The sequence below is a fragment of the Streptomyces sp. RK62 genome, assembly GCF_018070255.1.
Classification (GTDB): Bacteria; Actinomycetota; Actinomycetes; order Streptomycetales; family Streptomycetaceae; genus Streptomyces; species Streptomyces nigra.
The window spans coordinates 202,747-228,562 of record NZ_JAGPYD010000006.1; the positions used below are offsets into that span (position 1 = coordinate 202,747).

Here is a 25,816-nt window from a genome sequence, read left to right on the forward strand (position 1 = left end):
AGGTCTCCGTGAGGGTTCGCAGGGCGGCGAAAGTCCGCAGCGGTCTCCTGGTCAAGGCGGTGGAAGAGGCTGTCGCCGAGGTGGTCCTCAGCCTGCTCGCCTTCGCCGTGCTCGAGCAGCCGCCCCTGCTTCCTGACCATTCCCAGCTGTGTCCAGTCAGGCCACCTGGCATGTATACCGAGAGGGAGCTCAGTCGTCGAGGGCGCCGCGCAGCAGGCGTCGGGCCACCTCGGTGCGGGGCTCGGCGAGTTCAGCGGCGATCATGTCGCTTCGGTGGGCTTGGAGGGTTACTGCGGCTGTTTCGGACGGGCCGGCAAGCAGGGAGGTGCGACGCAGGTGGGTCGGCGGGTGGGTGGTGTCGACCTGGTGTCCTCGCCGGGCTCCGGCGCGGCGCTGCCTTTCGTACTCGTGTTCCGGGATGGACTCCGCGTATGCGGTGAGGCGTTCCCACAGCTCGCCGGCCCGGTCCGTGGCGTGCCGGGTGGAGCGGGGTCCGCGCAGGGCGGCACGGTTGGCCTCGGTGCGCAGCCAGACGCCGAGGGCTTCGGTGATGAGCAGGCGGTCCATCAGGCCGGCGGCCGCGGGTGTGGAGGCGGTGCGGGCGGCCAGCCGGTCGGCGAGGTACTCGGCCCGCATACCGGCCCGTGACGTCAGACGGATGAGCAGGATCAGCCATCCCCCGATCAGCAGGCGGGGCAGCACGTAGAGAGCGTTGACGATCATCTCAAGGCCCGTCGCGTGCGGGAGCGGCTGGACGATGTGATGCCACACCGTCAGGGAACGCACCGCGCTGCCCACCACCAGACCGTTACGGATGTCGCCGTTGGCGTAGTGGGCCAGCTCGTGGCCCAGCAGCGCGACCCGCTCCTCAGGGGTGAGGATCTCCCACAGCGGCATGCCCAGCACCAGCAGCCGCCTTCCCCGTATCCCATAGGAGGTGACAGCGGCGTTGATGCTGCCGTCCACGACGATCGCGTCCACGCTGCGGGTGCCGACCGCCCCAGCCACCTCGTCGACCAGGGCGAACAGTTCGGGGGCATCAGCCCGGAGCAGCACGGGCCGGCCCTCGGGCAGACGGCCGGGCCTCGGGGCGAGCAGCCAGGCCAGCGCCAGAAGCACCACACCCGCCACGACCCCGATGCCACCCCCGAGGGCCACCACGCACCACAGACCACCGACGGCCAGTACGACAGTGACAGCGTGCACGGCCAGAGCGAGCACGGTCGCCGCCACCGCCGACACGTCGCGCCGGGGACGCCCACCCGACCCGTCCAACATCTCGCCGAGCAACTGCTCACCGTGCCGACGCGCCAGAACACGCCCCGCCCGCTCCAGCCGCCCCGCATCCGGATGCGGCTCACTGGGGTCGACGTTCCAGTCACACGCCGCGCACCACAGGGTGAACCGGCCGTCACCACGTATCTCCGAGCCGCATTCCGGGCACGGCTGCACGGTCTCTTCGGCGATAGCCGGCATCACACTTTTCTCCCCCTCTTGGACGGCCCACCCCTGAACCGCTCCCCTGCTGATCACGCCAATCCGATCACAGCACGACGACACCGTGAAAGTGCGGACGCCCGCCCGCGCGGAACCGTGACCCCACCGCAACCACCCAAGCCGAGCAAGGCACGGGTACAAGCGCGCTGCGGCACAGCACAGGCAGCGCGAAACCCTCCCCCGGCACCGCTGGACCGGACCGCCCTCTTCCGGGGACCTTCCCGCCCCCGACTTCACCGGGAGTACGGCCCCCCGCACGAGCGACCCGGACGGCCTCGCCACCCGTCGGCGAGCGCTGTCCCGTGACGACCAGGACCGGGCATGCTGACGTCGGACGTCCGTCCGTCCCCGGTCTCCTGGCACTCGATCCGCACCCGCCCTCCGGCGGGGCGTGCGGACCAGTGGCCGTCCGGGCCGAGCATCGTCAGCCAGGGACGCCGAGCGGCGGGTGTTCGAGGACCCGCGGCCTGTACTCGACCAACTGGATACGGCCGTCGAAGGTACGGTGATCGATCATCTGCAGGGCCACATCCGGATAACCGTCATAGATACGCTCTGCTCCCGTGGCCCCGGTGATCACCGGGAACATCACCACCCGGAAACGGTCGACGAGTCCCGCCCGCAGTAGCGACCGGGACAGGCTCAGACTGCCGATCGTGCTCAGCAGACCCGAACCTTCCGACTTCAAGGCATGTACCGCCTCGACAGCATCGCCACGCACGAGTGTGGAATTCGCCCACGACAGCGGCTCCTCCAGCGAGGAGGAGAACACCACCTTCGGCGCCTGCGTGAGCTCGTCGACGGACGCCTCCTCCTCGGGCCTGAACTCGTCCAGGCCGGCCGGGACCTCTCCTGCGGCGAATCCCGACATCAGCCGGTAGGTGTTCGCCCCCATCAAGTAGGTGGCCTTCGGCTGTTCCCCGAGCCATCCGAGGTACTCCGGGCCTTCCAGACCCCAAAACCCGGGCCACCCCTCCCCCGACGCACAGCCATCCAGCGAAGTGATGAAATCGACCAGAAGCTCCGACATAGCCCACTCCCTTCCACACGGTGTCACCAGCTTCGACCGGCTGACCGTCAGAAACTCACCGGCCACACCGCTAAAAACTCAGAATCTGCCAGACAGCAGCCGCACCAGCCACCCACACAGCACTCGCGCACAGAGCCAGAGGGCCCGCACTGGCGACCCGCGCGCGACGTGTGCACCACCGGACAGGGCGGCAGAGGATGCGCCGCCACACCCCCTGGCCAACCGAGCCCCCGCCGCATCACGACCGCATTGCGCGAACACTCACAAGCCGCATCCGGGCATGTTGCGAGGCAAGGGTGTCACCGCGCCCTCTGCGAGGACGGATGAGCTCGAGCAACTGCTCGGAGAACAGACACAGCGCGAGACTCCGCAGGCACGGCAGCAGCGCCACCACGAGCATCGTGGCCACCCACACCCAACAGTCCGCCTGTTGGTGGATCGAATCAGCTCACCTGGTGGGGTGTGGTTTGATTGCGACGAGCTCGACTTCGAAGCCGTCACTGTTCTCCAGGTAGGCCGCGTAGTGCTGCGGACCGCCGGCGTGTGGATGGAGTTCGGGGTACATCAGGCTCCAGCCGTGCCCGGCCGCGGCGACGGCGAGCCTCTCGACGGTGGCGGCGTCCTCGACACGTAACCCAGCGTCTCAAGCAGCCAGCTGAGCGAGCGCAGAGCACGCTCGAGTTCGGGAACCCAGATCTCGACGTGGTGCAGTGCCCCATGCTCAGGCCGGCTCACGCGGCCACCTCCGCCTCACACCCGACCAGAACACCGAACACGAACACTGCGCCGCGGCGGACCAGGACCACGGGGCGGGCACCGGTGATGGATCGCCGCCACTCCCGGGCGGACCCCGCAAGCTCGAATACCACCGCCAGAGCAGCAGCCGAACTGCCCGCCCCACGGGGGGGGACTTGACCTGCAGGTCGAATTGCATATCTCCTGCATCACCTTCACTGAAGGCCTCGACTATTTCATTTCAAACGTACGGCATAAAGTCGACAACAAAGAACTCCAGCCCCTTACCCCTTGCTGCCTTTTTGAATTCCTCACAGACGTCTTCATACTCGAAGCAACTGGAATCCATGAAGCTATCTAACCTTTGAACCGTGACACCGTATTCTGGGTGGCTCTTGGGTCGATCTCCACCCAAGACAAGTGGACCTGAATCTCCCCTCGAAGTAACCCATCCTGTTGACCGAAGGGCCCCCTCAATGGCATCGACGGGCTCTGCATACGGAGATGTGGCGACGAGGACGTACGACTGCTCCCAGTCGTTTCCAGGGTTCGTACCTTCCCTTTCCGCCAGAATCCTCACGTCTTCTGATTGGACGGACTGCGCAACACTCGAAGGCACGCTCGGCAACTCGCTCCACTCGCGAATAAGAACCCACCCGGACGCAAGGACGACTGCCACTGCAGACACGGCGGCAAAGCGAAGCTTCCTCACTCGCTGCCGCATCATCAGCATCGCCTGGCAGGATCGACGCAATACCGGCCAACGTCCCCATATCCGACGGCCAGCAGGAATCCTATTCCAAACAATTTAGCCATGAATTTCCCCTTCTAGGCTAAATACTTGCCTCGTGAGCCGTGTCCGCTTTCATTTGACCGGGACCAACGCTGGGATCCCCCATCTCCTGGGATGATGCGACGAGTTCGGCTACCCCACCCGGAAATCTCTGATTCTGCCAGTGCAGTGAGGCCTGGAGGCCAGGGCGTGCAGAACAGAAGCTGTCGCATAGCAGCGCCACGACCAGCGTCTCATCGACACCTATTTGCCTTGTTGATGGCGGCTTGAAGTTGAAGCCAGGTCGGGTCTGTCGCGCCGGCCGTGGTCACCGTTGCCAGATGGTCTGCTTCCCACGTGCCGGTTCCATCGGTCAGGACAAGGTGGGTCTCCAGGTCGGCGCCGTCGTCCGGAACCTCGGCTGTGGCCTCCAGGAACGCGACGGCCGCAGCCCTCGAGACGTCCCTGCTCGTGGGGCGGGACTGTGTGGAGTCGCTGAGCACGGACAAGAGCACCAGTTCTCCCTCACTGCCGGCAACGACAAACCCGCCGGTCGCCGTGGCGGCCAGCGCGGACAACCGGGACCCGGTCAGGACATCGTGCTCCGTCGCATGGTGGGTTTCGACGTCCACCTCAACCAAAACACCCGCGGGCGTCGCGATCCACAGCACACCTGGCTGGGGTCCCAAGGCGATGTTATGACGCGACCAGGATGTCATCTGGTCAAGCCACTCCTGCGGGTACGGATAGCCCGGGTTAGGGTCACCGAGGGTTGTGGCCATCACCCGGTGCAGGGATGGGAATTCGAATACCTGCACCGAGTTGCCGTACGCGTTGCCACGGACCGCCATATGACGTCCGTCTGCGCTGAAGAGCGGGGTCTCGTAGCCGTCACAGTCCAGGATCAGCGCCCGGCGCAGCGGCCGCATCACGGCAGGCGCGGTACCTTGATCGACGCGCGCGAAGAGACAGTATGTGGCCCCCTGGTCACTGGCGAGCGTGGCGACAACACCACCTCCGGGATGCTCCGTGACCCCTGTGTCCCAGCGAGGTCCGGTAGTGATGGACCCGGAAGCAAGGTCAAGGGCGTCCGAGCTCTCCCACCCGCCGCCTTCGTCACGCAACGACGGTGAAGCCCACAGGGTCTGCCCGTCCGGGCTGAAAGCCAGACTGCGATAGGAGGCGTCGGCTGGGGCGCCTTCCGGTTCGGCAACTCCAGCAGGAGTCCACTGACGTAGTCCGCCTTCCCCCGACACGACAAGCAGTGGCTGGTGCGGATGCCACGCCACAGCGGGCGTGCGCGCTGCCCGCTCCCACCCGAAGGCGCCTCCATAGGCATTCGACGTGAGGCCCACGGAGCCGAGTTCACGTAGCTGCCCACCACTGAAGTCCCATATGTGCACTGCCGGACGCTCGGATTCCGAGCAGGCCACCAGCGGAAGCCGCGGATGACATCTCAGCCGTTCAAAGGAGCGTCCGCGGCCAGCCACCCCACGTGCCACCACTTCTAGATCAGTCACCCCGGCACCGTAGCTCCGCCAGCCTGCCGCGGCGAGGGCCCTTACCGGCAAACGCTCCCGCGCAGCGCAGATGTCCGCGCCGGCCCCGCCAACCTGGACCGTTCAGTGAGTCATCGCCTAGCAGTTGCGCGTCCGCACATTCGCTGTGGCCCGTCCACTCACCCACATCCAGAGGTTCCTCACCCCAAGGGCGTCGTACCCCGCCGGGGGCTGCTGCGCGCGGCACTTCCCCCATGGCCGGAGTACGGGACGACGGTCAGTGGGGTGATGTCCGCCGGGGAGCCGCCTGTCGACAAGCTATTGCTGGTGCGCCTTTCGGGCTGATGATCTAGGGTCGCGTTGTTCTCTGGGGAGGGGATGACGCATGGAGCGTGGGGGCCGGTGGGCTGTGCTGTGTGTGGCCGCGGTGCTAGTCCTGTCGGGGTGCGGACAGCGAGCCGCCGAGCACGAACCTGATTTCGCGAGCGCCGCGATGCTGCCGGAAAGGCTCGGTGCGGACGGCACCACCATCACTGTCGGCGATCCCGAGGCGCCGGTGAAGGTGCACCTGTATGAGGACCCCCGTTGTCCATACTGCAAGGAGTTCGAGACAACCGGCGGTGGTCCGCGGCTTCGCGATGCAATGCTCGACCGGTCGGTCATCGCCGAGTACACGTTGGCATCGTTCCTGGACGACAGGCTTGGGGGTGCCGGGTCCAAGAAGGCGGTCAACGCGCTACGCGCCGCGCTGGAGGAAGGCAAGTTCGTGGAGTACCACGAGTTGCTTTACGCCAACCAGCCCGAGGAGAGCGTCGACGGCTACACCGACGCCTACCTGCTGAAACTGGCCGGCGAGGTCAAGGGGCTGCGGGGCCCGGAGTTCGACGCGGCCGTAAAGACCATGAAGTACCGCGCCTTCGTCACTGCCTCCGAGAAGGCTTACGAGAAGGCCGGGGGCACCAAGGATCCCGAAGGCCCCGGTACACCCACCGCGGTGATCAACGACAAGCGGATCCCGCTCGAATACGGTGCCCTTCTCATGGAACGTGACACCTTCGCCCAACTGCTCCAGGAAATCCACGACAAGCCCGAAGAGTGGGACGCAACCACACTCTGACCGCCTTGCCATACCGGCAGGCTCATGGCCACCGAGCACGCAATCCCGCACTGCCGTGCACGGCAGCACAAGTTCTGGGGCAGTCAGTCGGCATCAGTCCTTGCTCAAAAGCGCGCGCATCCCAGACGACCGCCTGGCCACTGCCGTCTCCGTCGCTCGCAGGGACGCCCAAGTCATCTACAGCGACCCGCTCTACAGCGCCGGGTAGTGGGACCGCCCCCGGCACACCGCAGACCGTGACCGGTGAGCGCAACCGGCCATGGACGGAGACGGAGTCCCTGGCGTCGTCCACGACCGTAGCCAAACGCTCGAGACCGGATGGCACGGCTTTCCAAGGCCGGCCGCGTCGAGCCGCTGCGAGGGCAGTAACGGTTTTAGCCGAGGGTCTCGGCAGCCCACACTGACAGCGGGTGCTGCCGAAGTCCCTTGACTGCCCCACCTGGTGGCACTCCTACTGGCCCTCCTCATTCTTCAGCTCAAAGGACCCGGTCCAGAGTGGCGCTGTCCTCGTTCCACGTTCATGAGCGAGGTCAGCGAGCCCCCTCGGCCACCTCTGCGGTATTTCGCGGGGCGCAGGCTCGGCTTGTCAGTCGGTCGAGCGGGGCCGGATGTATGCAGGGGTCCGGGTCGAAGCCAGTAGGGTGCGCCGAGTGATGAATGAACCCGGCCCTGCCGACGCCCTCCGCCTCATCGTCACAGGGGGAGGCACTGGTGGCCACACTTACCCAGCGCTCACTGCGATCCGTGCCCTGCGGGATCGGCTCGCGGCCGAGGGCAGGGCTCTTGACGTGTTGTGGATCGGCACTGCCCAGGGCCTGGAGGCGCGTGTCGCGCCGGCCGAGGGGATCGCTTTCGCCACGGTGGCCACAGGGAAGATCCGCCGCTCGAGCAACCCGCTGAAGTTGATGTCCGCGGCGAACCTGCGGGACATGGCCCGGGTGCCAATGGGCGTGGCCCAGGCCAGGAAGCTGGTCGCGGACTTCCAGCCGGACGTGGTCCTCGCCACCGGCGGCTACGTCGCAGTCCCGGCGGGGCTGGCCGCCCGTATGTGCCGACGGCCTCTGGTGCTGCACGAGCAGACGGTGCGCCTGGGCCTGGCCAACCGGAAGTTGGCCGGCTCGGCAACGCGCATCGCGGTGTCCTCCGAGTCGACGCTGCCCCTCCTGCCGGCCGAGGTGCGCGGCGCTGCAGTGGTCACGGGCAACCCGATCCGGCCCGAGGTGCTGTCCGGGCATCCCGATAAGGCGATCCAAGCTCTGGGGCTGCACGGCTTCGACCGGCGGCTGCCGACCGTGTACGTCACTGGCGGCGCGCAGGGGTCCCAGCAGATCAACGGCGTCGTACGGGATGTCCTGCCCTGGCTGCTGGAGAAGGCGAACGTGATCCACCAGTGCGGCCCGGACAACGCCCAAGAGCTGCGGCAGTACGCGGCTGCCCTGCCGGCCGCGTCGGTCGGCAGGTACTACGTCACTGGGTTCGTGGGCCCGGAGCTTCCCGACGTTCTCGCGCTCGCGGACGTCGTCGTCTCGCGCAGTGGGGCCGGGACCTTGGCCGAGCTCACCGCTCTCGGCAAGCCGGCCGTATTCATCCCGCTTGCCACCTCGTCGGGGAACGAGCAGGCGCACAACGCCCGCCACCTGCACGAGGGCGGGGCCGCCGTCGCGCTGCTCGGTGACGTCACGGGGGAGGCTCTGCGAGACGCTGTGGGCCCGCTCCTCGCCGATCCCGCGCGGCGGGCTGAGATGGCGCGGCGGGCCCGGGCGCATGGGCGACCGGATGCGGCGGAGCGACTCGTGGACGTGATCCTTTCCGCCGCGCCCAGCTGACCGAACGCGGTCAGGGAAGGCCGCGGCCGACGCACACGACGTGCAGCACCGCGCCCACCTCGATCAGCACGGCACAGGCGACAGCGCGCAGACTCTCCGAGAGGAGACCGTCTCAGCCGGGTACGACATTGAAGGTGACCGACTCAGTCCCCGTCTGTCGCCAGTCCGTCGTGACGTCCGCCTTCAGGGTGTAGGACCCGGGCTCGTCCAGGCTGTCCTCGAAGTTGAACAGAGTGATGCTCGGCGGGCGGCACCGCCCGCTCGTCACGCGTCGCACCACTTCCGAACCACGGCTCAGCGTCCACTGGACGTAGCACCCGCGGTCCAAGCGGCCGGTGTCGTCGTACACCTCGGTGTTGGCCCCCGGCCGCGATCCCACGCGATAGGTGTCTGGCCCCGTCTTCCCGGACGAGCCCAACTTGATCCGTACGACCAGCGGAGCCGTGTGCCCAGGGGTCTGAACGGCAGCGGCTCTGGAAGGCTCTTCCTCGACAGGCTGCGTCACGGGCTCACGTGCCGGCTCGGAGGCGTTCGGCTCCTCGTCCTGCGTAGGCATGTCCTCCTCCTGCGTCGGGGCCGCTTGCGTGGCGGTCGGCGTGCGCAGGGTCGTGTCGGTGTCCGTTGCGGTAGGGGCCGCGACCGATGGCGGTGCGGAGTCCGTCCCCTTCAGCTCCTTCACACCGACGATCAGGCCCACCACGGCGGCGACCACACTGATGATGACAATGACCGGGTGGTCGGCCAGACTTCCGCGCCCAGAGCTCATGATGGTCCTCCCCCGTCGGCTCCCCCAGGTCCCGGGCGACGCGCTGACGCCCGGTGCCGATGGGGCAGACCATAGCCAAAACGGCACCGCTCCGAGACCGATTCCGCACCTTGCCGCCACTCGCCGAAGGAGCGCCAGGAGCGCTGGTTCGGGGCTCGTGGTGGATCGCAGACGGGGCTCGCAGCGCAGCGCCGGGGGTGTGCGGGGTTGCCTGAGTCTTCCCTCGCGGTCCTCCACACCCTCGTCGGCTGGAGAACGCCGACACCGGATGGTTGACACTTACGCAGGCGCCGCCTTTGACGCGGCGGTGCTGCGGTCAGCGGTCCGTGGCGGGCAGGTGGGCGAGCCCGGTGTCGACCATGGTGCGGTCGACGGTTTCGTGCAGGGCACTGTTTGCGCCGATGACGGTTTCGATCCAGCCGGGCAGCAGGTCGAGCTCCCGGTACCAGTCCCTCAGTTGGGCCTCGTTGACATCGTCGGCGATCGGCTTGGTCGCGTGCCGGGCCAGAGTTTCGCCGAGCGGTACGTGTAGGTAGTAGCCGTGGGTCACGCCGCGGTGGTCGGCACGTAGTTGGGCCAGCATGTCGCCGTATCGGTCGGCGTACAGGATGCCTTCGACCACGACATGGAACCCGGCGTCCAGGGCGTAGCGGGCCGTCACATCGATCAGGCCGATGTTCGCCGCGCCGGGCCGGTCGCGCTCGCGGAGCACGATGCGGCGGAGGTTGTCCTGGCCGACCAGCGCCAGACCGCGGCCGAACCGCTCGCGCAGGCCGGCCGCGACGGACGACTTCCCTGACGCGCTGTTGCCACGCAGGATGACCAGCCGTGTGTCTTCACTGCCCACCATCACGCCCCTCACGCTACCCACGAGCACGGACACCGACTCCGACTCTGACTCCGACCAGGCAACGCGGAGCCAGCCAGTACGTCCATGGAGCGGAGCCGGTGTGCCACAGGCACCCCGGGCACCCGTGGATCCCCCACAGGGGCCGAATGGAACGGGGTCACCAGCGGGCGCGCAGCACGCCATCGCTGTCGGGCAGGGCGGCGCAAAGCAGTGGTCGGCGTTCGTCGACGTACACGGGCAGGGCGCAGGCCGCTCGGGCGTCGGCCACCAGGGCGGCGAGTTCTCTGTGGTCGGTGTCGTCGACGACTGTGTGTCTGATCGTCCCGCTCTGCATCTCCCAGACGAACTCGATCGATTCCTCCTCTGGCAGCGTGGCGAGGACCGCGCCGACATCGGGGTTCAGGTCGGGCCAGACGGTCAGGAGGGCGCGCGGGCTGAGGCTGGCACGCACCGCATCGAGGTTCTGCGGCGTGAGACGGTGGAAGCGCGCCGCGTTGCGGAGATAGCCCTCCTCCAGGAGCACCGCCTTGCGTGAAGCCAGCTCGGTGCGCACGCGCGCCCAGAACCCCTCGTCGGCCGCCACTGTCACTTCCGGCTCATCCAGCTCCGCCGCGGAGGGGGAAATCGTCATCGGTTCCGGGAAGAGGCCGAGTTCGCGGGTACGGGCAACCGCGTCCGTGCAGGGCCGGTCGCTGCCCACATACACGTACTGGTCCCATCCGACATCCACGGTGAGCCTGTCCCCCGCCTCCAAACGACACCAGGCACCTTGGCCGCGGAGCATGACCCGGACCAGTTCCAGAGCGACCGGAAGGGACACCTCGGCCCCGTCGTGGTAGCCGGAGAGGTCGGGTGGAAAGAGCCCATCGAGGCCATGTCCCGCATCGGACGGTTCCACGCCGAAGTGGACGAACCCAGCGACTCCGGGATCGCGGATCTCCAGCCGATCGATGTCCGAGGCCTCCGCGAAGGCGGCGATGGCGGCGAGGTACGTGGCCTCAACCGGCCCGTGATCGCTGACCGCCTCCTCGGCACCGGTGTAGTGGCCGTGTTCATCCCGGTCAGCCGGGTCGTACTTGGTTATCCGGTGGACGAAGGACGGCGGCACGTCGCTCCCTGCGAGGTGAGTAGGGGTGTCAGCTGCTGAGGTCGTACACACCCCAGGTCGTGAACGGCTCATCCTGGACGTAGATCCTGCTTCCTCGGCCGACTATTCGCCGACGACCGGGGGCAGAGCCGTCGGGCAGGGTCAGCAGGCCGACGCCCGTTGGCTCGACGGATGTTTCGCTGATCTCTGCATGGGCGAGTCGGTCCCCATCTTCGCCGTAGCCGCCGTAGAAGGTGACCCGCTCGCCGTGGACGGCCACGGCTTTGGCGCCCTGTACGCGGTTCGCCCATACCCGCACGGGCCGATGGGTGCGGTCGGGGCGTATCTCGACGAGCGGGAAGTCCGTGTATGGGCACGCCCAGGCGGTGGTGCCCGACACGTTCAGGGCGTAGCAGTCGAAGAGACCGGGGATGTCGGCGTCGTCTGATGTCCAGGCGAGTCGGCCCGTAGCGGTCCAGCAGCGGATTCCCACCGGGTTCTCGTCGAAGTGGCCGACCCAGATACGGCCGGCCTCGTCCACGAGGAGGTGCTCGATGGCGTCCCCGACGGAGAAGGACGCGGTCTCACGGCCGAGCGCGTCGAAGACCTGTACCTGATTCGCGTCCGCGTCTCGGCGGACGCGAGACGCGGCGACCACAAATCCACCGTCGGACAGACGGTCCAGGCGCGGCCAACGGGCTCGGACGGCGCTCAGCTCGGTGAGTTCGACACTGCCGTCCGGCTCGACGGAAACGACCAGCGCGTCAAAAGGCCGGACAGCGTCGCCAGGCTGCGGAGCGTGTTCGGCAAGCAGCCAGTGGGCGGTGCCGGAAACGTCGACGGTACTGGTCAGGACATGGCGACCATGGTGCACATGGGGCAGATGGGCGTAGGGAACGAGGGCAGTCTTCTGCATGAGGCGGCTCTCCTGAGCGGGCGTTCGGTCACGGCCAACGGGTACTGCGGTGCGGCGCCGGCGGTGCGCGAGCGGCGGAGAGCGGAGCAGGATGCCTAGAGGGCATGGCCCTTTCTGGTCGTCATGCTGTGATCATGGTCGACAACCGCCCTTGGGACAAGCCGTTTTGTGCCCAGCTCGGCGAGGCAGCCGCCGGAGTAGCCGCCAGGACGGGGCCTGGCTGACGACGTCGCGCGGGGATGGCCTGCGGGCTCCGGACGTCGAGCGGCGCGCCACGAACGCTGACTGACTGGGCAGGTGATCTGGCGTGGCATGGGCTCGTCGATACGGGCACGCCTTCGATGAACGACCTTGAGCGGGGTCCATAGCCGATACGCTCAGGCGACCGCGACCGCGACCGCCCACCAGCCCAATGGGCTCCCAACTAGTGCCGCATCAGGCAACGTTCGCCCCGACCCTGCTCTGGGGAACCGGTCTGACCCACCCGTTGTAGGAGATGTCGGTGGCGGCTGCCAAGCTAGCGCCGACTTCGCTCGCAGTGATCAACTGGGGTTCCGATGCCTGATGAAAGATCCGGGTCCGTGCTGTCCTCGGTCGGCTTCGACGCCGCGTGGTGCGCCACCGACCTCGGCGAGTACCGCGCCTGCCGTTACACCTATGAGCGCTACGCGTATGAGAGCCTGCCGCCACTCGACTCCAGCCAGTTCACAGGAGCTTTCCAGTGGCTCGGTGGCACCCGAGGCCTCGACCCTGAGCAGGTCGCGAAGCTCAACGACTTGGCGGGGGATCTGGCGGCCAGGAGCCTGTCTCTGCCGCAGGACTTCGTCACTTTCCAGACCAGCGCGAATCTGTACGGCTCGCTGGACGAGGTCTCGGTGACTGGCTGCTGGACCGACATCTCGCGACCACTACCCAGTCCGGTCGAGCCTGGTTCCTTCCTCGTGCGGTTCCTGCGGGATCAGCAGGACTGCGTCATCTGGTACCTCTACCTCCGATCCTCCGGCGAGGCGTTCGTGGTGCACTCCTACCTCGACTACGAGTACGAGTTCGAGGCCCAGCGTGACGGGGAGGAGACAGAGAGCGATCTCAATGACGCGGAGGAGCAGACAGCCGCGATCCTCTGGTGTGCACCGTCGTTCGAGGAGTTCGCCCATCGCTTCTGGATCGAGAACCGTCTTTGGCATGCGGTCAACGGCGGCGACCTGTCCCAGCTCGAACCGCAGTTGCGTAACTACTTGCATCACTACGCACCACCTGAGGTTTCCACATGACGGCGTGTTAGCCGCGATCATGTGCGGGTGGCAGAACGAGTGCGCGTCCGCGAGATCGATGACGACGAAGGCAAGCGCCTGCTGCGGATCGTGCGCCGGGGCACGGGGTCGGTGGTGACCTGGCGGCGGGCCCAGATGGTCTTGCCGTCCGCCCAAGGCATGTCCGTGGCGAGGATCGCCGAGGTGACGTTCACCAGCGCGGACCGGGTTCGGGACGTGATCCACAACTTCAACGCCGACGGCTTCGAGTCCCTCTACCCGAAGTACAAGGGAGGTCGACCCAAGACTCTCACGCTCCCGGAACGTCGTGAGATCAAGAAGATCTCCAAGTCCAGGCCGGCCGAGCACGACGACTACGTGAGGTAGTCGACAAGGCGAACGTTGCCTGATGCGGCACTAGTCGCTGACTGTTGCAGCGCAGATCTCGTCCCGTCCCGGCCCCGGGTAGCCGAGCTCAGCGATGTCCTCGGCCAGGTCTGCCAGGGTGACTCCCGCGTTCAGCCATGACACGAGCCTCTCGTCCAGCGGTCGCAAGGCATACACGAAACGCACCGCTTCCAGGTTCACGGGAACCTCGAAATAGTCCTCGGCAAAGCGCTGAAACGCCTGCGGTGACCGGTCGATCAGGAGCCCGAAGAGGCGCGTTGCCCCGTCGGGGTCGGAGCACTCGGTCGGGAAGTCGATTGCGCCGTGCCGCCACTGATCATCCGACGCCTCTCGCCACAGGCAGACCGTCACGACGGGGACGTCGTCATCGTCGGTGAACGCCGGCTCCTCCACGAAGGGTTTGAAGGCATCCGGAACCTCATCGATCACCCCCTCCCAGGGCTCGCCATCGTTGGCATACGGGCTCATCGGTGCTTCGTGGGCGAAGCCACGGACGTAGGCCCCGGCCGTCGAGAACACGATGGAGTACTCGTCCCCCGACCCGTTGCGCATCGACGCCATCTCCTCACCGTCGGCCCAGCCGGCGTTGAAGGAGTGGTGGCGGCCTTCCCAGTCACGGCACAAGATCGCATCGAGCATCGCCAGTGAGCGGCACAGATCCCGCAGTTCAGCGATGGAAGGGAGCCTGCGAGCTACGTCATGGACAGTCACGTACTCATTCAACCGGAGGCCTCTGACAACCAGAATCCCACCCCGCCACCGAATCACGCACGCCACTTCCTAGCACCGCCACCGCACACCCCCTGCCGGAGTTGCCCGTCGCACATGGGGAACGTGAACTCCGCCCCAGGGCGAACATCCGCCCGTGTCTCCCTAAGCGTCGATCTCCCGAAGGACTGGTTGCCGCCCACACCGAACTGCGTCGCGGTGCGCAGCTGCGGCAGCGCACCTTGTTGGACCGACTAGGTGACCAGCAGGCCGGATCCGGCCTTGAGCTGGCTCAGTCGTCGAGGGTGCCGAGCAGCAGGCGTCGGTCCACTTCGCGTTGCTGCGACGCGAGTTCGGTGGTGAGCAGGTCGTGCTTGTCGGCCTACGCGTCACTGCGGCCGTTGCGGGCCGGCCGGCGGGCGGGCACGGCCGGCGCGGATCGGCCCCGTCTTTGGGCTGCGGCGAAAACCGCGTCGATGTGGACGGTGCCGATGCCCACTTGGGCAGGAACGGCCTCACTACGGGAGCCGGTACATGGAAGTGGCGAGAGCTGGTTGGCGAGACCCCCCGTTGCTGGTCTATACCAAGTGCGTCAGTCCCAGTATCCTCACCCGTATCCGGCCAGTAGCACACGGTTCACTCCCCCACACCCCACAGATCGCGTGCTGTCGCAGACGTATCCCGCACGATCGGCCCGGGCAGCCACGCGACCTGCCGATTCACCGCCTCCAGGAGGAACACGGTGAAAGTTCGCACCAGAAGCTCCGCGATCATCGGCGCCATCTGTCTCGTCGCCTCCCTCGCCCTGACCACGGCGTCCGCCGACGAGCCCGCTGCCGCACGGCAGACGGCACAGATCACCCTCAAGCAAGTGGCCACGGCCAAGAACCCCACGGCCGGCGCCGCCGGACCCGGAGGGAAACTCTGGGTCGCCGAACGCGCGGGCACCGTCCGGGTCCTCGGCGACAAGGGCCTCGGCAAACCCGTCCTGGACATATCCGCCGAGACCACCACCGACGGCGAACGCGGGCTGCTCGGCATCGCGTTCGACAGGAAGTACGCCCATTTCTACATCTCGTTCACCAATCCCGAAGGCACAAGCACGGTCGACGAGTTCGCCGTACGCAAAGGCAAGGTCCAGCCGCACACCCGCCGCACCGTCCTCACCCAGACCCAGCCCTACGCGAACCACAACGGCGGCGACATCAAGATCGGCCCCGACGGATACCTGTACATCGCGCTCGGCGACGGAGGCTCCGGCGGCGACCCGCACGGCAACGGACAGAACCTCGGCACCCTGCTCGGCAAACTCCTGCGGATCGACCCCAGAGGCGGCAAGCCCTACGCCATCCCGGCGGACAACCCGTTCGTGAACACGCCGGGCGCCAAGGGCGAGATCTGGTCCTACGGGCTGCGCAACCCCTGGCGCTTCTCCTTCGACGCGGGCACGGGCGACCTGCTGATCGGCGACGTCGGCCAGAACGACTGGGAGGAGATCGACTGGGCCCCCGCGAGCAGCAAGGGCGGAGAGAACTACGGCTGGGGCCAGATGGAGGGCACCCATCCCTTCCGCGGCGGTACGGAACCCGCGAACCACGTACCGCCGATCCATGAGTACGACCGCAGCAACTTCGGCTGCTCGGTGACCGGCGGCTACGTCTACCGGGGCAAGGCGATCCCGGCCCTCAGGGGCCAGTACGTCTTCAGCGACTACTGCGACGGCACCATCCGCTCGCTGCAGATGAGGAACGGCAAGGTGACAGCCGTGAACGACCTCGGGGTCAACGGCGGCGAGATCATCTCCTTCGCCCAGGACCGCAACGGCGAACTGTACGTCTTCACCATCGGCGGCAGCCTCTCCCGTATCGACGCCGCGTAAGCCCCGCAGCCGGCAGCCGGGTGGCGAAGGACCACCCGGCCGTGGCGCCTGACCACCTCCGCAGGCACTCGCAACCACCCCGGCGTCCTCGTACCGAGCCAGACAACGCGGCGCGAGGACGCCAAGAGCGGCGGCCGTCCCGCCGCATCGGGGATTGTCAGTGGTGGCAGGCAAGATGACGGGCATGACGACAGCTGCAGTTGTGATCACGGATGCCGCCGCCTACGCGCAGGCGGTCGAGGACGCGGTGAAGGCGTCCGCCGCCTACTACGCGAGTGGGGACTCGGCTCTGGACGATGACGCCTACGACCGACTGGTGCGAGGCATCGCCGCGTGGGAGGCCGAGCATCCTGACCAGATACTGACCGCCTCCCCGACGGGGAAGGTCGCCGGTGGCGCCGTGGAGGGCGACGTCCCGCACACGGTGGCGATGCTGAGTCTGGACAACGTGTTCTCGGCGGAGGAGTTCAGCGCCTGGACCGCCTCGCTGGCCCGGCGCATCGGCCACGAGGTCGAGCGGTTCAGCGTCGAGCCGAAGCTGGACGGGCTCGCGATCGCCGCACGTTACGTCGACGGCCGCTTGAGCCGGCTGATCACACGCGGGGACGGGATGGCCGGGGAGGACATCTCACACGCGATCGGCACCATCGAGGGCCTGCCGGCGGAACTCTCCGAGCCGGTCACCGTGGAAGTACGCGGCGAAGTCCTCATGACGACAGCACAGTTCGAGCACGCCAACGAGGTGCGCTCCGCGCACGGCGGGCAGCCTTTCGCCAACCCGCGCGGCGCCGCGGCGGGCACCCTGCGCGCCAAGGAGCGTGCCTACACAGTGCCGACGACGTTCTTCGGCTACGGTCTGCTGCCCCTGTCCGACACCGAGAGCTCGCTCGCCGTGAAGCTGGGCGACCTCGCGCACAGCGACCTCATGGTTCAAGCCGCCGCGTATGGGATCAACACCACCGCCTCCACCGACGTTCCCGGTGTCACCGCCGACACCGTCGAGCAGGTGCTGGCCCGCGTGCAGGAGATTGCCGCGGTGCGGGCCGAGCTGCCGTTCGGGATCGACGGGATCGTCATCAAAGCCGACCTGGCCGCCGATCAGCAGGCCGCCGGATCGGGTTCACGTGCTCCGCGCTGGGCGATCGCCTACAAGCTGCCCGCCGTCGAGAAGATCACCCGGCTGCTGGAAGTGGAGTGGAACGTCGGCCGCACCGGCATCATCGCCCCGCGCGCCGTGCTGGAACCCGTGGAGATCGACGGCGCCACCATCACGTACGCCACCCTGCACAACCCTGCCGACATCACTCGCCGAGATCTACGTCTGAGCGACCACGTCATGGTGTACCGGGCCGGTGACGTCATACCGCGCGTCGAGGCACCCGTCGCCCACCTCCGCACCGGCGAGGAACAGCCCATCGTCTTCCCCGACGTCTGTCCCCGGTGCGGCTCGGACATCGACACCAGTGAGCAGCGCTGGCGCTGTACGAACGGCCGCAACTGCCACCTCGTCGCCTCCCTCTCCTACGCCGCCGGTCGCGATCAGCTCGACATCGAAGGGCTCGGGCACACACGCGTCGTCCAACTGGTGGAGGCGGGCCTCGTCACCGACCTCGCGGACCTGTTCACGCTCACGCGCCAGCAGCTTCTCGGCCTGGAGCGCATGGGTGAGACCAGCACCGACAACCTCCTCGCCGCACTCGCCGCAGCCAAGGGGCAGCCGCTCTCGCGGGTGCTCTGCGCGCTCGGCGTCCGCGGCACCGGCCGCTCCATGTCCCGCCGGATCGCCCGGCACTTCGCCACCATGGACAACATACGGGCCGCAGATGCGGAGGCGATGCAGCAGGTTGAGGGCATCGGCACCTAGAAGGCCCCTTCGATCGTCGCCGAACTCGCCGAGCTTGCATCGCTGATCGACAAACTCGCCGCCACCGGGGTCAACATGACCGAACCCGGCGCCACCCCGCCCACCCCTCCCGGCAGAGCTTCCGACGATTCCGACGAGGAGACCGAAGGTGCGGGCGGGCCGCTGGCCGGGATGACCGTGGTCGTCACTGGCGGAATGACCGGCCCCCTGGAGAAGCTCAGCCGCAACCAGATGAACGAACTCATCGAACAGGCCGGCGGCCGCTCGTCCTCCAGCGTCTCCAAGAAGACCACCCTCGTCGTCGCCGGAGACGGCGCCGGGTCCAAGCGAGCCAAGGCCGAAAGCCTCGGCATCCGCCTGGCCACCCCGGACGAGTTCGCCACGCTGGTGGCCGACTACCTCGACTAGGCCTGCCTGCTTCCGCACGGCCGGGCCCGCCGAGAGTTGGTTTCCACCGGCCGAGGTGACCACGAAGGTGACCGCGATACACACCTCGCGGTCCCTTCGGCAGCGGCGGCCTCCCCATGGGGCGAACCGGCGGCAGGCAGGCCCCACCCGCTAGGACAACATCCAGAACACCTCGGGCCTCGCACGCGGGCGTAACCCCTTCCCGCGGGCGCCGACGGCCCTGGCGGAACTGCCCGTCCCCCCACCAAAACCCCAGGTCAAAGCCCTACCCGGCGATCCGTCAGGTGGCGCAACACTTCCGCAACACCACTATCCCTACCGGATCAGTATGGTTCGGAACATGCCAGCCACCGACCGCATCCGAGACCACGCCGGCCAGGGCGCGCCCACCGTCGCCGCCCAGCGCACGCGGCGTCGGCTGCGCGCGGACCAGGCACGCCAGCTGGCCGACCTTCTGCGTCACCAGATCCTCACCGGGGGCTTTCCGGCCGGGACTCTCCCGCACGAATCGACTCTCGCCGCCGACTACCGGGCCTCCCGGAACACCGTCCGGCAAGCCCTCGACCTTCTGCGCGCCGAGGGGCTGGTGGAGCGGCTCCCCGGCGTCGGCACGGTGGTCGTCGCCCAGAAGTACCCGCACGGGCTCGACCGGCTGATGGGCCTCGCGGAAACCCTGCACGAGCACGGCCGTGTCACCAATGAGGTGCGTACGGTGGGCCCGGTGCCGGCCCCCGCGCCGGTCGCCGGGCGGCTTCGTGTCCCCGCCGGTACCGACGTGCTCTATATCGAGCGGTTGCGGTCCCTGAACGGTCTTCCCCTGTCCCTGGACCTGACCTACATCCCCATGGACATCGGGACGGCCCTACTCGGCTGCGATCTGGAGAACACCGACGTCTTCCGTCTCCTGGAGTCCCTCACCGGCCTGCGCCTCGGGCACGCCGACATCACGCTGGAGGCGGTCAACGCGGACGCCCATTCGGCGGCCGTGCTGCAGGCGCCGCGCGGTGCGGCCGTCCTGATGCTGGAGCGACTCACGCATCTCGCCGACGGACGCCCTGTGGATCTGGAGTTCATCCGTTTCCGCGGCGACCGCATCACGATGAGCGGTCTGCTGCACCGCTCCCTCTGACACCACTCACTGCAACACCCTTTTCTGGAGACAGCCATGCCCTTGGTGCCCCAGCGGACCGACGTGCCCGTGACCATCGACGAGTCGAAGTGCATCGACGGCTGCACGCTCTGCGTGGACATGTGCCCGTTGGACTCGCTCGCCATCGACACCAGCAGCGGCAAGGCGTACATGCACGTCGACGAGTGCTGGTACTGCGGTCCGTGCGCGGCCCGCTGTCCCACCGGAGCCGTCACGGTCAACATGCCCTACCTGCTCCGCTGATCCCCTCGACCTGCTCCGGTGAAAGGCCGAACCACCATGAAACGCACGGCAGTCGCAGCATCCGCAGCCGTCCTTCTTCTCCCGCTCAGCGCCTGCGGCGGTGACGCCGAGGCCGGTGACGGCTCCACGGTCACCGTCACCGTCGGCTACCAGTCCAAGACCATCAACACCGTCACGGCCGGGACTCTGCTCCGCTCCCTCGGTTATTTCGAGAAGCAGCTGAACTCGCTCGACGACGGCCGCACCTACAAGGTCGTCTGGCAGGACTACGCCACCGGCGCCCCCATCACCGCCCAGATGACCGCCGGGAAGATCGACATCGGCTCCATGGGCGACTTCCCGCTCCTCATCAACGCGGCCCGTGGCAGGCAGCTGGACCGCCCCACCCGCCTGGTCTCGGTCACCGGCTACAACCTGCGCGGCGGCCTCAACACCATCGTCACCGCACCCGACTCCGAGCTCACCTCCCTGGAGGAGCTGAAGGGCAGGAAGGTCTCCACGAGCGTCGGCTCCGCCGCCGACGGCACCCTCGTACGGGCCCTGCGGCGCGCCGGTATCGACCCGAACGACGGCGTCGAGAAGCTCAACCAGCAGCCCGCGGTGGGCGCGTCGGCCCTGGCCGCGGGCAGCGCGGACGCGTTGTCGCAGTTCGTCGCCTGGCCCGGCCTGCTCGCCTACCAGGGCAAGGCGAAGGCGCTGTACGACGGCGCCCAGCTGAACCTGCCCACCTTCCACGGCGTCACCGCCCGCGAGGACTTCGCCGAGGACCGGCCGGCCGTCCTGGACGCGTTCCTCAAGGCTCAGGCACAGGCCACCGACTACCTCAACGACCGCCCTGTCGACGCCGCTGAGAAGGTCGCCGAGGCCACCGGTCTGCCCGCCGAGGTCGTGTACCTCTACAACGGCGCCCAGGGCATCTCCACCTTCGACCCGGCGGTCAAGCCGCAGCTCGTCGCAGCGCTCAAGAAGGACGTCTCGATCCTGAAGGCTGCGAAGCTGACCGGCGACGTGGACGTGGACGCGTTCGTCGACGACCAGTACGTGAAGAAGGCGCTCGGGGCGTCGTACGGCAAGCGGCTCGCGTCCGCGCCGCCCGCCGCCGCGAGCGAGGCCTGGCCCAAGGGCGCCAAGGAGACCAAGAGCTTCACGTCGCCGGCGCGGCTGCTGCGGTATGTGGCGGCCCACTCCGACGGCATCCGCGCCGCCTACGTCCCCGACGCCACCACCGGCACCCTCTGGTTCGCCGACAAGGCGGTGTGGGTGGCCGACGGTGACAAGCTGCTGCCGTTCGTCGCCCCGGCGACCGCGCAGGCGTACGTCGACCGGCACGACGGGGCGCGAGTCATCTCCTACGCCGACGCTCTGGAGCGTGTGGCGTGAGCAGGCCCGCGCCGCGAGCCGCCCGGTACGCCCTGCGGGTGGTCTCCCTCGCCTCGGCCCTCGGTCTGTGGCAGCTGGTCACCAGCCTGGACGTCGACCTGTGGCTGCGCTTCTCGCAGTTCCCCACGGTCACCGACATCGCCGACGCCTTCGCCGACCGGCTCGCCGGGGCCGACTACTGGACGGACCTCACCGACAGCCTGACCCGTATCCTCAACGGCTTCCTGCTGGCGGCGGTGCTGGGTGTGGCGGGGGGCGCGCTCGTGGCACGCTCCCGGCTGGCCGAGGACCTGCTGGGCCCGCTGCTGGAGGTGGTCCGCCCGATCCCGGCCATCGCCCTGGTGCCCGTCGCGATCCTCCTGTTCCCGTCCAACGAGCAGGGCATCGTCTTCATCACCTTCACCGCCGCGTTCTTCCCGGTCCTGGTCTCCACGCGGCACGCCGTCCGTGCGCTGACTCCCGTGTGGGAGGAGGCCGTTCTGACGATGGGCGGCGGCCGGTGGCGCATCCTCGGCTCGGTGGTCCTGCCGGGTGCCCTGCCGGGCATCTTCGGTGGTCTGTCGGTCGGCATCGGCGTCTCGTGGATCTGCGTGATCAGCGCCGAGATGATCTCCGGCCAGTACGGCGTCGGTTACCGCACCTGGCAGGACTACACGATCGTCGACTACCCGGGCGTCTTCGTCGGCATGGTCACCATCGGCGTCCTCGGCTGGCTCACCTCCACGGCCGTCGAACTGCTGGGCCGCCGCCTGACCCGCTGGTTGCCACGCACCTCGTACGTGCCCGGCGCACGCCTGCCGCGGCGTACGCGCGAAGCCGCTTCCCTCACACCGGTCGGCCCCAGGTCCAAGGAGGGCGTGTCCCATGACCAGCTCATCTGACGTCCGTTCACCGTCCGTCGTCAGCACGGGCACCGGCACCGGCACCCGTCTCGCCCTGCACGACGCCGCCCTGGGGCGCCCCGGCGCGCCCGTGCTGGACAAGGTCGACCTCGACGTGGCCCCCGGTGAGATCCTGACCGTCGTCGGCTCCTCCGGCTGTGGCAAGTCGACCCTGCTGCGCACCCTGGCCGGCCTTCTGCCGCTGCTCTCCGGGCAGTTCACGCAGGACGGACGCCCCGTGACCGCCCCGTCCGCCGAACGCGCCCTCGTGTTCCAGGAGGACGCCCTGCTCCCCTGGCGCACCCTGCGCGCGAATGTCGAACTCCCCCTCGCCATCCAGGGCCAGCCGCGCGCCGAACGCCGGGCCCGCGCCGAGGCGTGGCTCGAGCGGGTCGGACTCGCCGAGCACGCCCAGCGTTGGCCGCACCGCGTCTCCGGCGGCCAGCGTCAGCGCGCGCAACTGGCCCGCGCCCTCGCCGCCGGTCCTCGTGCCGTGCTGATGGACGAGCCGTTCGGCGCCCTCGACGCCCAGACCCGGGCGGGCATGCAGGACCTGCTGGTGGAGGTGCTGCGCGGCACGGGCGCCACCGTCGTCTTCGTCACCCACGACGTGGACGAGGCCCTCTTCCTCGGCGACCGCGTGGCCCTGCTGGGCGCGGGCCGCCTCATCGCCGTACGGGACGTACCGCGCCCGCGCGAGCGCGCCGCCCACGACGATCCGGCGCGTATCGCCCTGCGGCGCGAAGCCCTCACGTCACTCGGTTCTTGAAAGGCACCCTGGTGGACACCCCCCTGCAGACCCCGGCCCTCACCGACGCGGAAGAGATCGTCTGCGACGTCCTCGTCATCGGCGGCGGCACCGCCGGCACCATGGCGGCCCTGACCGCCGCCGAGCACGGCGCCGACGTCCTGCTGCTGGAGAAGGCGCACGTACGCCACTCCGGCGCACTGGCCATGGGCATGGACGGCGTCAACAACGCGGTCATACCCGGGCGCGCCGAGCCCGACGACTACGTCGCCGAGATCACCCGTGCCAATGACGGCATCGTCGACCAGTCCACCGTCCGCCAGACCGCCACCCGGGGCTTCGCCATGGTGCAGCGGCTGGAGTCGTACGGGGTGAAGTTCGAGAAGGACGAGCACGGCGAGTACGCGGTCCGCCAGGTGCACCGTTCCGGCTCGTACGTGCTGCCCATGCCCGAGGGCAAGGACGTCAAGAAGGTCCTGTACCGGCAGCTGCGGCGGCGTGAGATGCGCGAGCGGATCCGGATCGAGAACCGGGTGATGCCGGTACGGGTGCTCACGGCCGGAGGGCGCGCCGTGGGCGCGGTGGGCTTCAACACGCGCACCGGCGCCTTCGTCACGGTCCGCGCGGGCGCGGTGATCCTGGCGACCGGCGCGTGCGGCCGCCTCGGCCTGCCCGCCTCCGGCTATCTGTACGGCACGTACGAGAACCCGACGAACGCCGGTGACGGCTATGCGATGGCCTACCACGCGGGCGCCGAGCTCACCGGTATCGAGTGCTTCCAGATCAACCCGCTGATCAAGGACTACAACGGCCCCGCCTGCGCGTATGTCGCCAATCCCTTCGGCGGTTACCAGGTCAACCGGCACGGTGAACGCTTCGTCGACTCCGACTACTGGTCGGGCCAGATGATGGCGGAGTTCGCGGAGGAGGTCGCGAGCGACCGGGGCCCGGTGTACCTGAAGCTGAGCCATCTCCCGGAGGAGTCGATCTCGGCCCTGGAGTCGATCCTCCACTCCACCGAGCGCCCGACCCGAGGCACCTTCCACTCCGGCCGAGGCCACGACTACCGCACCCACGACGTCGAGATGCACATCTCCGAGATCGGGCTGTGCGGCGGCCACTCCGCCTCGGGCGTCCGGGTCGACGACCACGCCCGTACGACGGTCCCCCGCCTGTACGCCGCCGGTGACCTGGCCTGCGTGCCGCACAACTACATGATCGGCGCCTTCGTCTTCGGTGACCTGGCGGGCGCGGACGCGGCCCAGTACAGGCCGTACGACGGCGAGTTGCCCCTCGACCAGCTCCAGGAGGCGCACGAGCTGATCTACCGTCCGCTGCGCAACCCGGACGGCCCGCCGCAGACCCAGGTCGAGTACAAGCTGCGCCGCTTCGTGAACGACTACGTGGCCCCGCCCAAGTCCGGCGCCCGGCTGTCACTGGCCCTTGAGGCGTTCGAGCGGATGCACGACGACATCGCCGCGATGGGCGCCCGGACCCCGCACGAGCTGATGCGCTGCGCGGAGGTGAGCTTCATCCGCGACTGCGCGGAGATGGCCGCACGGGCCTCCCTGGCCCGCACGGAATCCCGCTGGGGGCTCTACCACGACCGCCTCGACCACCCCCAGCGTGACGACGCGTCCTGGTTCCACCACCTCGACCTGTACAAGTCCCCTACGGGGGCGATGGAGTTCACCGCGCGCCCCGTGGCTCCCTACGTGGTCCCGGTCGACGGTCTCGCCGCCGTCGGCGGGCCCTCCCGCCCGCTCGGCGAGGTCCACCCGGAGCAGGTCGCGACGGCGGGGGCCCGGGAGGCGGCGCCGGTGGCGACCCGGCAGGAGCCTGCCCCGGCCGACACCACCGCCCGCCCCGGAACCGGCCGGGACACGCCGGCCACGCCGCGCCTGCTGGAACTGCTTTCCCTCGCGGAGGACGTGCCCCGGCTCTCCACCCTCGCCCCGTACCTGGCCGACTCCGATCCCACCGTTCGCCGGACGGCCGTCACCGTACTGACGGAGACGGTGCCACCGGGCACCGGACCGGCACTGGCCGCCGGGCTCGCCGACCCCGACGCCGGCGTCCGCGCCGCCGCGGCCGCCTCACTGCGCGAACTGGTCGAGACGCTGGAGCCCGAACCGGCCCTGCGCGACGGACTCGTCGCCGCCCTGTCCGAAGCCGACCCCGTCGCGCGTGCCGCCGCACTCGACGTCCTGCGTGCCCTGCGCCTCGGTGACGCCGCGCTGTTCGCGAGCTCCCTGTCGGACGCGGACATCTCCGTGCGGATCGAGGCCGTGCGGGCCCTCGTGTCGGTCGACGCCGCCGGCGAGCTGGCCCGGGCGGCGACCGCCGACCCGTCCCGCGAGGTCCGCGTCACCATCGCGAAGGCCCTGGCCACGGTGAGCGCGGGACAGCTCGACGACGCGACGCCGACCCGCCCCGAAGTAGTCCTCTCTGCCCTCGCCGAGCTCATCGACGATGCCGACGCGCTGGTGCGTGCGGCCGCCTACGAGGCACTGGGCACGACCGGCTGCCCGGCGCCCTTGGCCTCACGCGCGGAGGCGGCCCTGTCCGACCCGGCCTGGCAAGTGCGGGCCGGCGCGGCCACCGCCCTTTCCCTCGCGGCTCCCGGCCGTGCCGTACCTGCCCTCGCCAAGGCTCTCGCCGACCCGAACGCCGACGTCCGCAAGGCCGCCGTGGCGGCGCTGACCCGGCACCGTGCCATCGAGGACGCCCGGGCGGCCCTGGCGACGGCGACGACGGATCCGGATGCGGACGTCAGGGCCTACGCGGCCCGGGCGCTGTGAC

At 68.7% G+C, this 25,816-nt stretch carries 19 protein-coding genes and 3 pseudogenes; 12 read left to right on the forward strand and 10 right to left on the reverse strand.

Annotation, left to right across the window (positions count from 1 at the left end; genetic code table 11):
• Positions 1-189 precede the first annotated feature (189 nt).
• The 5 genes and pseudogenes from KBY32_RS13600 to KBY32_RS35410 form a co-directional block, all read right to left on the reverse strand.
• A complete protein-coding gene (locus KBY32_RS13600; RefSeq protein ID WP_308293723.1) occupies positions 190-1,206 on the reverse strand; it encodes a M48 family metallopeptidase in 1,017 nt (338 codons plus the stop codon).
• A gap of 715 nt (positions 1,207-1,921) precedes the next feature.
• Positions 1,922-2,527, reverse strand: coding sequence for a dihydrofolate reductase family protein (locus KBY32_RS13605; RefSeq protein ID WP_210980181.1), 606 nt, complete (start codon positions 2,525-2,527; stop codon positions 1,922-1,924).
• Positions 2,528-2,975: 448 nt separating this feature from the next.
• Positions 2,976-3,262: pseudogene (locus KBY32_RS35405) on the reverse strand (hypothetical protein).
• 241 nt (positions 3,263-3,503) lie between these two features.
• Positions 3,504-3,995: a hypothetical protein gene (locus tag KBY32_RS13610; protein WP_210980182.1), complete on the reverse strand. Its 492-nt coding sequence runs from the start codon at positions 3,993-3,995 to the stop codon at positions 3,504-3,506.
• Positions 3,996-4,288: 293 nt separating this feature from the next.
• Positions 4,289-4,966: a hypothetical protein gene (locus KBY32_RS35410; RefSeq protein ID WP_247689423.1), complete on the reverse strand. Its 678-nt coding sequence runs from the start codon at positions 4,964-4,966 to the stop codon at positions 4,289-4,291.
• A gap of 952 nt (positions 4,967-5,918) precedes the next feature.
• Here KBY32_RS35410 and KBY32_RS13620 point away from each other — a divergent pair.
• Positions 5,919-6,650, forward strand: a complete 732-nt coding sequence (locus tag KBY32_RS13620; RefSeq protein ID WP_210980183.1) for a thioredoxin domain-containing protein — start codon at positions 5,919-5,921, stop codon at positions 6,648-6,650.
• A 653-nt stretch (positions 6,651-7,303) separates the two neighbouring features.
• Positions 7,304-8,476: a glycosyltransferase gene (locus tag KBY32_RS13625; RefSeq protein WP_210980184.1), complete on the forward strand. Its 1,173-nt coding sequence runs from the start codon at positions 7,304-7,306 to the stop codon at positions 8,474-8,476.
• 112 nt (positions 8,477-8,588) lie between these two features.
• On the opposite strand, the gene KBY32_RS13630 is transcribed toward KBY32_RS13625, so the two are convergent.
• From KBY32_RS13630 to KBY32_RS13645, 4 genes are all read right to left on the reverse strand, one after another.
• Entirely contained in the window at positions 8,589-9,242 is a 654-nt protein-coding gene (locus tag KBY32_RS13630) for a hypothetical protein (protein WP_210980185.1), read from the reverse strand.
• 316 nt (positions 9,243-9,558) lie between these two features.
• The gene (locus KBY32_RS13635; protein WP_210980347.1) at positions 9,559-10,092 is read right to left on the reverse strand and encodes a kinase; all 534 of its coding nucleotides are present in this window, start codon (positions 10,090-10,092) and stop codon (positions 9,559-9,561) included.
• A gap of 157 nt (positions 10,093-10,249) precedes the next feature.
• Entirely contained in the window at positions 10,250-11,200 is a 951-nt protein-coding gene (locus KBY32_RS13640; RefSeq protein WP_210980186.1) for an RNA-binding protein, read from the reverse strand.
• A gap of 28 nt (positions 11,201-11,228) precedes the next feature.
• Positions 11,229-12,095: a hypothetical protein gene (locus tag KBY32_RS13645; protein WP_210980187.1), complete on the reverse strand. Its 867-nt coding sequence runs from the start codon at positions 12,093-12,095 to the stop codon at positions 11,229-11,231.
• A gap of 581 nt (positions 12,096-12,676) precedes the next feature.
• On the opposite strand from KBY32_RS13645, the gene KBY32_RS13650 reads away from it, so the two are divergent.
• Positions 12,677-13,366: a hypothetical protein gene (locus KBY32_RS13650; RefSeq protein WP_308293724.1), complete on the forward strand. Its 690-nt coding sequence runs from the start codon at positions 12,677-12,679 to the stop codon at positions 13,364-13,366.
• Between the two features lie 27 nt (positions 13,367-13,393).
• Positions 13,394-13,714, forward strand: a pseudogene (locus KBY32_RS35850) (transposase); the annotation flags it as partial.
• Positions 13,715-13,762: 48 nt separating this feature from the next.
• Here the strand turns inward: KBY32_RS35850 and KBY32_RS13660 are convergent.
• A complete protein-coding gene (locus KBY32_RS13660; protein WP_210980189.1) occupies positions 13,763-14,464 on the reverse strand; it encodes a hypothetical protein in 702 nt (233 codons plus the stop codon).
• Positions 14,465-15,203: 739 nt separating this feature from the next.
• Here KBY32_RS13660 and KBY32_RS13665 point away from each other — a divergent pair.
• From KBY32_RS13665 to KBY32_RS13700, 8 genes and pseudogenes are all read left to right on the forward strand, one after another.
• On the forward strand, positions 15,204-16,340 hold the full coding sequence (locus tag KBY32_RS13665) for a sorbosone dehydrogenase family protein (protein WP_210980190.1): 1,137 nt from the start codon (positions 15,204-15,206) through the stop codon (positions 16,338-16,340).
• Between the two features lie 175 nt (positions 16,341-16,515).
• Positions 16,516-18,612, forward strand: a pseudogene (gene ligA, locus KBY32_RS13670) (NAD-dependent DNA ligase LigA).
• A 340-nt stretch (positions 18,613-18,952) separates the two neighbouring features.
• A complete protein-coding gene (locus KBY32_RS13675; RefSeq protein ID WP_210980191.1) occupies positions 18,953-19,741 on the forward strand; it encodes a GntR family transcriptional regulator in 789 nt (262 codons plus the stop codon).
• Between the two features lie 36 nt (positions 19,742-19,777).
• Positions 19,778-20,005, forward strand: coding sequence for a ferredoxin family protein (locus tag KBY32_RS13680; protein WP_055620051.1), 228 nt, complete (start codon positions 19,778-19,780; stop codon positions 20,003-20,005).
• A gap of 36 nt (positions 20,006-20,041) precedes the next feature.
• Positions 20,042-21,385, forward strand: a complete 1,344-nt coding sequence (locus KBY32_RS13685; protein WP_210980192.1) for an ABC transporter substrate-binding protein — start codon at positions 20,042-20,044, stop codon at positions 21,383-21,385.
• A complete protein-coding gene (locus KBY32_RS13690; RefSeq protein ID WP_210980193.1) occupies positions 21,382-22,266 on the forward strand; it encodes an ABC transporter permease in 885 nt (294 codons plus the stop codon). The genes KBY32_RS13685 and KBY32_RS13690 overlap by 4 nt, the downstream gene beginning before the upstream one ends.
• Positions 22,250-23,035 carry an ABC transporter ATP-binding protein gene (locus KBY32_RS13695; RefSeq protein ID WP_210980194.1) on the forward strand — a complete coding sequence of 262 codons (786 nt, stop codon included), beginning with the start codon at positions 22,250-22,252 and terminating at the stop codon, positions 23,033-23,035. Before KBY32_RS13690 ends, KBY32_RS13695 begins: the two co-directional genes overlap by 17 nt.
• Before the next feature lie 11 nt (positions 23,036-23,046).
• Positions 23,047-25,815 carry a fumarate reductase/succinate dehydrogenase flavoprotein subunit gene (locus KBY32_RS13700; RefSeq protein WP_210980195.1) on the forward strand — a complete coding sequence of 923 codons (2,769 nt, stop codon included), beginning with the start codon at positions 23,047-23,049 and terminating at the stop codon, positions 25,813-25,815.
• The last annotated feature ends 1 nt before the right edge of the window (position 25,816 follow it).

Excerpts from the sequence above, each read along its gene's own strand:
- KBY32_RS13605 (WP_210980181.1), bottom strand. The coding sequence starts at position 2,527 with ATGTCGGAGCTTCTGGTCGATTTCATCACTTCGCTGGATGGCTGTGCG.
- KBY32_RS13610 (WP_210980182.1), bottom strand. The coding sequence starts at position 3,995 with ATGCTGATGATGCGGCAGCGAGTGAGGAAGCTTCGCTTTGCCGCCGTG.
- KBY32_RS13620 (WP_210980183.1), top strand. The coding sequence starts at position 5,919 with ATGGAGCGTGGGGGCCGGTGGGCTGTGCTGTGTGTGGCCGCGGTGCTA.
- KBY32_RS13625 (WP_210980184.1), top strand. The coding sequence starts at position 7,304 with ATGAATGAACCCGGCCCTGCCGACGCCCTCCGCCTCATCGTCACAGGG.
- KBY32_RS13630 (WP_210980185.1), bottom strand. The coding sequence starts at position 9,242 with ATGAGCTCTGGGCGCGGAAGTCTGGCCGACCACCCGGTCATTGTCATC.
- KBY32_RS13635 (WP_210980347.1), bottom strand. The coding sequence starts at position 10,092 with ATGGTGGGCAGTGAAGACACACGGCTGGTCATCCTGCGTGGCAACAGC.
- KBY32_RS13645 (WP_210980187.1), bottom strand. The coding sequence starts at position 12,095 with ATGCAGAAGACTGCCCTCGTTCCCTACGCCCATCTGCCCCATGTGCAC.
- KBY32_RS13675 (WP_210980191.1), top strand. The coding sequence starts at position 18,953 with ATGCCAGCCACCGACCGCATCCGAGACCACGCCGGCCAGGGCGCGCCC.
- KBY32_RS13680 (WP_055620051.1), top strand. The coding sequence starts at position 19,778 with ATGCCCTTGGTGCCCCAGCGGACCGACGTGCCCGTGACCATCGACGAG.
- KBY32_RS13685 (WP_210980192.1), top strand. The coding sequence starts at position 20,042 with ATGAAACGCACGGCAGTCGCAGCATCCGCAGCCGTCCTTCTTCTCCCG.
- KBY32_RS13695 (WP_210980194.1), top strand. The coding sequence starts at position 22,250 with ATGACCAGCTCATCTGACGTCCGTTCACCGTCCGTCGTCAGCACGGGC.